At 67.2% G+C, this 4,688-nt stretch carries 4 protein-coding genes; all 4 read right to left on the reverse strand.

Annotated elements, in window-relative coordinates; genetic code table 11:
- Window positions 1-5 precede the first annotated feature (5 nt).
- Window positions 6-128 (reverse strand): hypothetical protein, encoded by a 123-nt coding sequence (locus ACH9D2_RS12685; protein WP_396363163.1) that lies wholly within the window; start codon window positions 126-128, stop codon window positions 6-8.
- Window positions 129-261: 133 nt separating this feature from the next.
- A complete protein-coding gene (gene mdlC, locus ACH9D2_RS12690; RefSeq protein ID WP_396363164.1) occupies window positions 262-1,869 on the reverse strand; it encodes a benzoylformate decarboxylase in 1,608 nt (535 codons plus the stop codon).
- A 424-nt stretch (window positions 1,870-2,293) separates the two neighbouring features.
- A complete protein-coding gene (locus ACH9D2_RS12695) occupies window positions 2,294-2,857 on the reverse strand; it encodes a MarR family transcriptional regulator (RefSeq protein WP_396363165.1) in 564 nt (187 codons plus the stop codon).
- 415 nt (window positions 2,858-3,272) lie between these two features.
- The coding region (locus tag ACH9D2_RS12700; protein ID WP_396363166.1) for an NAD-dependent succinate-semialdehyde dehydrogenase at window positions 3,273-4,688 on the reverse strand (1,416 nt) is incomplete at its 5' end.

The following is a 4,688-nucleotide window of genomic DNA, read 5'->3' on the forward strand; positions in this document are numbered from 1 at the left end:
ACCCCTCACGGGGCGCCGGCGCCGCCGTCATGCACACCTGTCGGCGCAGGGGTTCCGTACATCAGCTCGACGTGGAGACTATCGATGATGCCCAGATAGCCCTGAATCGTTTCCTCCTCAGCATCCACTGCAAGTCTCAGCGGATACCTGTGAGTGCGGAGTTGCTGCCGGAACCGGTCTCCATTCGCGTCAGAAATGTGGTGTATCCGTCGTGTATGACCGCGGGTGGGCCGAACACGGTGCGCGGAAGAAACCTCCCTGTCAGTCGGTGACCACCTGGGCGTCGATGAGCACCGGACCGGCGCTCAGGAGTGCCTCTTGGTAGGCCGCTTCGAACTCCTCACAAGTGGTGGTGCGCCGCGCGGGGATGCCGTAGCCCTCGGCGATCGAGACGAAGTTGATGCCTCCCAGTTGCAGCCCCGGGACGTTGGGCACTCCCATACGCTGGGCGAAGCCGGCGAGGGCCCCGTAGCTGGAGTTGTTGACGATGACGAACACGGTTCGTGTCTGCCGCTGGGCCGCGGTGTAGAGCGCAGTGATGGCGTAGTTCGCGGAGCCGTCGCCCACGGTTGCCACAATTGTCTTCGTCGGGTCGCCGAGCGACATCCCCACGGCAACCGGCAGGCCGAATCCCAGGCCGCCTGAGGCAGGGAAGTTGTACATGCCGGGGCGGTCGATGGCGATGCGCTCCAGATAGTCCAGATCCAAGGTGGTGGTCTCATTGACATAGGCCACGGTGTCGTTGACGTGGGTGTTGAGCACCTCCAGGATCTCGGTGCCGGTCATTCCCTTCGGCGAGGTCTTGGCCACAGGCAGTTCACGGGATCCTGTCTCGCCACGCCGCCTCCCTCGGTCCTTCACGCCCTCGGCCAGGATCTTCGCTGTGCCGGCCACGTCCGCGACGACGGAGCGGCCGAACGGTGCCCGGGTTGCCTCACGGGGGTCTTGGGTGACCTGTACGACGTGGGTGCCGTCCGCGAGGTAATTGCTCGGTTCCCAGCGGTGGTATCGGAAGACGGCAGCACCCAGGGCGAGGACGACGTCGTGGCCGTCGAGGCGGTCGCGCACGGACTTGATACCCGGGACAAGGACCCCTTGGAAGTTGGGGTGGGTGGTCGGGAACGGGCCGCGCGATGGCGACGGGGCGATGTACACGGACGCGTCGGCCTTCTCCGCCAGAGAGACCACGGCATCAAAGACGGTGGGGTCCTTGATCGCAGCAGCGTCCACCTGAGGCCCCACCACCAGGGCAAGCCGCTGTGCACCGTCGATGATGTCCACCAACTGCTGCGCCAAGTCGTCGGTAAGACCTCCGGGGGTGGTGACCGACCGAGCGGTGAGCAAGGCGTCGTCGTCCAAGGCCGGTTCAGCCCAGTCGTCGAGCGGCACCGAGACATAGACCGGCCCACACGGTGGGGTGGAGGTTTCGAAGACCGCCTGGGTGAGAGTCCGTGTCACGTCAGCGGCGGCCAGCGGCTCATGGGAGTACTTGACCAGTGGCGCAGGGAGGATCGAGGCGTCCATGTTGGCCAGCATTGCCTCCTGTCCGACGGTGCGGCGCACCTGTTGCCCGGCAAGGACGACCATGGGGATGTGACCGTAGTGGGCGTTGGTCAGTGCGCCCATCGCATTGCCCGATCCAGAAGCCGCATGGAGGTTTACCAGCGCAGGATTGCCGGTCGCCCGGGCATAACCCTCTGCCATGCCCACGACGACCTGTTCATGCAGGCCCAGGACGAAGTCGAAGTCCTCATCAAGCCCCGCCAGGAAAGGAAGCTCGTTAGAGCCGGGATTGCCGAAAATAGTGGTCATCCCCTGCGCGCGGAACATGTCCAGGGTTGTCTCCAGAACCGTCTTCGTCCTCGCCACTCGTCTGCCTTCCTGGGGGTTCATTGCACGGGAGATCACTGCCGGCGACCGCCGGGCTCAGCCGCGGACCTCGGATACGCCTCGCGCCGGACCCGTGCCAGCCGTGCCGGTCCGGCGACGGCAATCCGATGCTCTGGTGACCGTCAGCCGGAATTCCTGTGGTCCTCGCAGCATGTGCCGTTCGGATGGATTCCAGTAGACCATGCCGTCGTTCGGTCGGGGAGACCCATCCGAGGGATTGGAGTGACCCCGTCGGGCAAACACCATGGTGTGCCTGGCTCAGGTCGCCCATCCGAGGATCTACATGGCGCGGAGAAACGTGAAGTACCCGGCGACGGTACCTGGGAGGCGACGGATGGGCGTCCAGAGGCACCGCTGGCCGCAGAAATCTCTCACCAGGCGGGACAAGGAGAGAGCGTCACAGCTATTTGCGTCGTCGCGCCCCGATCGCCTTGCGCTGTGCCATCAACTTCCCCAGGAGCTCGACAAGGTTCTGCTGTTCCTCCTCCGTGAGCACCCCGGCCCACTGGCTTTCCCGCTCGTTCTGCGCAATGAGGGTTGTCCGAATCCAGTCCGCTCCGGTCTCGGTCAGGTGCAGGATCCATGAGCGGCCGTCGTGGGGGGAGGCCTCGCGGCGCACCAGGCCTTTGCCTTCGAGCGTCTTGGTGAGGCTGGACACCGCCGATCGACTCATGCCGGCGAGGGCGGCGACCTCATGTGAAGCGAGCGGGCCGGTCACCCAGAGGGTGAACATCAGCCGTGAGCTCGACCATGTGCCGCCCCTGGGACGGTGGATGCTGGAATCGAAGTCGTAGACCACGGTGGAGGAGGCCCCATTGAGCAATATAAAGAGGAGGTTGGCCGTGAGATCGGTCTCGGGGAACTCCGCGGAGATCCGCCGCTGGGCGGCCTCGACGAAGGACCAGTAGTCCGGCAGGGCGGCGCGCTCCGGGCCGCCGGATGAGTCCGGGCGATGGGGTGCGGGCATGGCGTCGATTCTATGGGCCGGAGATCGTTCATATCCTTGAACTGACGCCGTTGTTTCACAGATCTCCGCATGTGGAGATGGTCTTGGCGTCCTTCACGCAACTGCGCCGACGGGGTGATCACCAATCACCGGCGCAACGATGCGGTCCTGCCCTCTCCCGGGTATGAGCGCTTCGTTCTGGCACGCGAGCCCCTCATTGCTCCGAGCCCTGGAACTACGAGCCAGCTGGGGCTGCGCCTTGCGGCGCATGCGCGCTTGCCAAGGCCGAGCCGATGCCCGAGAACGTCCGGCAGTCGGTCATATGTAAAGCGGAGAGGGTCAACCTACCCCCGCTGCCGATAATTCACTTCAATTCCTGCAGCAGCGAAGAGCCGTGGGACCTGGCGTGCCAGCTCCCACGGCTCTTCGTGCGTCCTCAGGCGGGGCTGCCGGTGCCGGGCACCGGGACGCCGGCCCAGGGGTTCTCCACGCCGATGTACTGGGTGGTGGTGTACTCGGCCAGGCCCTCGGCCCCGCCCTCCCGGCCCAGGCCGGACTGCTTGACACCGCCGAACGGGGCGGCCGCGTTGGAGATCACCCCGACGTTGAGGCCCATGAGGCCGAACTCGATGCGGTCGCCGATGCGCAGACCGCGGGAGATGTTCTCGGTGAACACGTAGGAGGCCAGGCCGTACTCGGTGGAGTTCGCCAGGGCCACGGCCTCGTCCTCGTCCGTGAACGTCACGACCGGGGCGACGGGGCCGAAGATCTCCTCGGTCACCGCGCGGGCGTCGACGGGGACGTCGCGCAGCAGGGTGGGGGCGAAGAAGTAGCCGGGCCCGTCCACGCGCGCCCCGCCGACGACGACCTTCGCCCCGCGCTCGACGGCGTCGGTGACGAACTCCTCGACCGAGTCCCGGGCCTTGGCCTCGACCATAGGGCCCACGCTCACCCCGTCGTCGACACCGTTGCCCACGGTGAGCGCGGCCATCTTCGCGGCCATCTTCTCGACGAACTCGTCGACGACCGACTCGTGCACCAGCAGCCGGTTGGCGGCCGTGCAGGCCTCGCCCATGTTGCGCATCTTCGCGGCCATGGCCCCGGCCACGGCCTTGTCGATGTCGGCGTCCTCGAAGACGATGAGCGGCCCGTTGCCGCCGAGCTCCATGGAGGTGCGCAGCACGTTGTCCGTGGCCAGCTTCATCAGCTGCTTGCCCACCGGGGTGGAGCCGGTGAAGGAGACCTTGCGCAGCCTGGGGTCGGCCATGATCGGCTCGGAGACCGCGGCGGCGGAGGCGGAGGAGACGACGTTGAGCACCCCGGCCGGCAGACCGGCGTCCAGCATGAGCTGGGCGAAGTACTGGGAGGTGAGCGGGGTCAGCCGCGCGGGCTTGAGCACCATGGTGCAGCCGGCGGCCACGGCCGGGGCGACCTTGCGGGTGGCCATCGCCAGCGGGAAGTTCCACGGGGTGATCAGCAGGCACGGGCCCACGGGCTTGTGGGTGACCAGCATGCGCAGGTTGCCCTCGGGGGTGTCCAGGTAGCGGCCGTAGTCGCGCACGGCCTCCTCGGCGAACCAGCGCAGGAACTCCCCGCCGTACTTGACCTCCCCGGCGGCCTCGGCCAGCGGCTTGCCCATCTCCAGGGTCATCAGCAGGGCGAGGTCCTCGGCGCGCTCCTGCACGAGGTCGAACGCGCGCCGCAGGATCTCCGAGCGCTCCCGGGCGGGGGTGCGGGCCCAGGACTCCTGGGCGTCGGCGGCGGCGTCCATCGCGGCCTGGGAGTCCGCCCGGGTGGCCGAGGCCATGGTCGCGATGACCTCGCCGGTGGCCGGGTTCTCCACCTCGAAGGT

Origin of the sequence: Kocuria rhizosphaericola, from assembly GCF_044462205.1 — a bacterium.
Classification (GTDB): Bacteria; Actinomycetota; Actinomycetes; order Actinomycetales; family Micrococcaceae; genus Kocuria; species Kocuria rhizosphaericola.

Bases quoted from the DNA above. Each gene is read 5' to 3' on its own strand.
- ACH9D2_RS12695 (WP_396363165.1), bottom strand. From the start codon at position 2,857: ATGCCCGCACCCCATCGCCCGGACTCATCCGGCGGCCCGGAGCGCGCC.